A 2894-nucleotide genomic window follows, 5' to 3' on the forward strand; every position below is an offset into this window, starting at 1 on the left:
CGCGAGGATCAAAAAGACCCTTGGCGCGGGTGGGAGGGCCAGAGGGTCCGATTAGGCAGGTATTCCGGGTTTTAGCAGCGCAAGGGATGGGGGTCTATCCGTGTCGCTCTCATCTTCCAGAATCGCTCTGCCGGAGTTGGCACCCTGGTCACCGGACGATCTCTGCCGTCCGATCCGGGTTGCCGAGGTTTCATCGGGCCGTTCCCTCCACCTCTCTGGATAAAAGTGACAGTATTCGGTTGTTGGCGAGAACTATAGCGGCGGGCAGCCTAACTGTCAAGATGAAAAAGTGCCCAATAGAACAGCCCCGACGTTGTCGGTTTTCCATCGCGAAAATCGGCGTTGCAATCAGCGAAATCAGCGTGCTATGCTTAACCCGCTATGATCACTTCACTGCGTGACCTCTTTCTACTCGATCCCGACGTCGTTTTCCTCAACCACGGCTCCTTCGGCGCGACCCCCCGGACGGTCTTCGACGTGTACCAAGAGTGGCAGCGACGGCTGGAGTGGCAGCCGGTGCAGTTCCTCGGCGTGGAGTTGGGCGGCTACCTGGCCGAGGCGCGGGCGGCGCTGGGCCGCACCGTCAATGCGCCGGCTGACGATCTGGTCTACGTGCCCAACGCCACCTACGCCGTCAACGCCGTGGCCCGCTCGCTGGCGCTGGGGCCGGGCGACGAGGTGCTGACCACCGACCATGAGTACGGCGCGTGCGACAACGTCTGGCGCTTTCTGAGCGGCAAGCGCGGCTTCGAGGTCGTCCGGCAGCCCATCCCATTGGGCCTGACGGCCGGGGAGATGACCGAAGCGTTGTGGCAGGGCGTGACGCCGCGGACAAAGGTCATCTTCATGAGCCACATCACCTCGCCCACCGCGCTGCGGCTGCCCGTCGAGACGATCTGCGCCCGGGCGCGCGAGGCAGGCATCCTGACCGTTATCGACGCCGCCCACGCTGTCGGCCAACTGCCGCTCGACCTGACCGCCCTCGGCGCGGACTTCTACACCAGCAACGCCCACAAGTGGCTGTGCGCGCCCAAAGGCTCAGCCTTCCTCTACGCGCGGCCAGAAGTCCAGCCGCTCATCGAGCCGTTGATAGTAAGCTGGGGCTGGGGCGAGGGGCGCGCCCTGACGTTCGGCTCCGACTTCCTCGACGCCTTCCAGTGGCCGGGCACGGCCGACTTCGCTGCCTTCCTGAGCGTGCCGGCGGCCACCCGCTTTCAGGAGGAACACGACTGGCCGGCCGTGCGTCGGGCGTGTCACGCGCTGGTTACCGAGGCCATCACCTGCATTGGCGAAGTGACCGGCCTGCCGGGCGTCTACGCCGGCGACGACCTTTACGCCCAGATGGCGATCGCGCCGCTGCCGCCGGTCGACGACCTGCCCGCCTTCAAGGCGCGACTCTATCACGACTACCGCGTGGAGATTCCGTGCACCCTCTGGAACGGACGGCCGTTTATCCGCGTTTCCATCCAAGGCTACAATAGCGAGTCGGACGTGGACGTGCTGATAAGGGCGCTGCGCTCCATACTGCGCCAATAAGCCCTGGTCTTGCTCGAGCCTTTGTGTCTTGTCAGAGCCGAGCCGGGACCTTGAAGCCAATGTACCTTTGGCCTATTCCCCTTCCACTTACTCTCTCTAGCCAGTCTATACCCCATATTGTGCCGCATTGCATGTACAGGCGACACACGAGAGTCCTTCGCGATCTGCTATCCTGCATAGGGTAAGCGATTCGGCCGGCGGGCAATACACCCACCCACGCCGACGCTTCCGGAATGGAGAATAGTGGATGGAGCACGCGGCTATAGTGACAGTCATCGACGAGGACGGCAGCCAGGCGCGATTGCAGGGCTACAGCCCCCGGTTCCGGCAGTTCATCATCGACTTTGAAGGTGAGAGCTTACTAGTTCCGGGCGATGCGCTGGTGTTCCGCGAAGACGGGTCATACTCCGCTTTGCTCTCATTCGCCGACCTAAACCAGGTCACTCCTGACGGAAGCGACGAGCCGGTAATTGTGCCGCTCGTCGAAGAGCAACTCCATGTCGGCAAGCGTGTCATCGAGACGGGCGTTGTCCGTGTCCACACTCAGGTACATGAACGTGTGGAAGTGATTGACGAGCCGTTGCTCGAAGAACACATTGATGTGGAGCGTGTTCCGGTCAACCGTCCCGTTGACGGTCCTGTGTCCGTCCGCCAAGAAGGGGACACAACCATTGTGCCGGTGGTCAGAGAAGTGCTGGTCGTCCAAAAACAGCTGATGCTGGTCGAGGAGATCAGGCTGACACGGCGAGTAACAGAGGCGCGCCGGCCCCAGCGCGTGACGCTGCGAAGCGAAGAGGCCCATATCGAGCGGCTGAGTCGCGACGAAGCGGACGCCGGGCCGCGCACCTAACGATTTCCGACAAGATTCGGAAAGGAGCAAGGAAACGATGAAGACTGTAATTGGTCTGTATGATGATCGTATGACAGCCGACCAGGTCGTTACCGAACTGGTTAATGCCGGTTTTGACCGTGCGGACATTAGTCTGGTGGCCGGTGGAGCCACCGAAGTGACGAGCGCCGAGACCGACCACGTTGCCGAAGGCGCGACGGCCGGCGCCTTGACCGGCGCGGGCATCGGCGGGTTGGGCGGCGTGCTGCTCGGTCTGGGCGCGCTGGCCATCCCGGGCATCGGCCCCGTGGTCGCTGCCGGCCCGATTGTGGCCGGTCTGACCGGCGCGGCGCTGGGCGCGGCAGCCGGTGGGCTGGTGGGCGCTCTGGTGAACTGGGGCATTCCCGAGGAAGAGGCCGGCTACTACGCCGAGGGCGTCCGCCGTGGCGGCACACTGGTGGCCGTCAAGGCCGCTGATGACCGCGCTAACCGCGCCGTCGAGATTCTGCGCCGCTATAGCCCCATTGAC

At 63.4% G+C, this 2894-nt stretch carries 3 protein-coding genes and 1 riboswitch; all 3 genes read left to right on the forward strand.

What is annotated here, in order from left to right; genetic code table 11:
• Positions 1-106: 106 nt before the first annotated feature.
• A riboswitch (SAM riboswitch) is annotated at positions 107-226 on the reverse strand.
• A 155-nt stretch (positions 227-381) separates the two neighbouring features.
• Positions 382-1536, forward strand: a complete 1155-nt coding sequence (locus ACE3UY_RS22325) for an aminotransferase class V-fold PLP-dependent enzyme (protein WP_374689676.1) — start codon at positions 382-384, stop codon at positions 1534-1536.
• Positions 1537-1783: 247 nt separating this feature from the next.
• Complete coding sequence (locus ACE3UY_RS22330) at positions 1784-2386, forward strand: YsnF/AvaK domain-containing protein (RefSeq protein WP_374689677.1); 603 nt, start codon at positions 1784-1786, stop codon at positions 2384-2386.
• A 70-nt stretch (positions 2387-2456) separates the two neighbouring features.
• Positions 2457-2894: hypothetical protein (locus ACE3UY_RS22335; protein ID WP_374689678.1), on the forward strand; the 438-nt coding region annotated here is incomplete at its 3' end.

This window comes from Promineifilum sp. (SeqCode) (genome assembly GCF_041918635.1).
Lineage (GTDB): Bacteria > Chloroflexota > Anaerolineae > Promineifilales > Promineifilaceae > Promineifilum.

Coding starts and splice junctions, on each gene's coding strand:
- ACE3UY_RS22330 (WP_374689677.1), top strand. CDS start 1,784: ATGGAGCACGCGGCTATAGTGACAGTCATCGACGAGGACGGCAGCCAG.
- ACE3UY_RS22325 (WP_374689676.1), top strand. CDS start 382: ATGATCACTTCACTGCGTGACCTCTTTCTACTCGATCCCGACGTCGTT.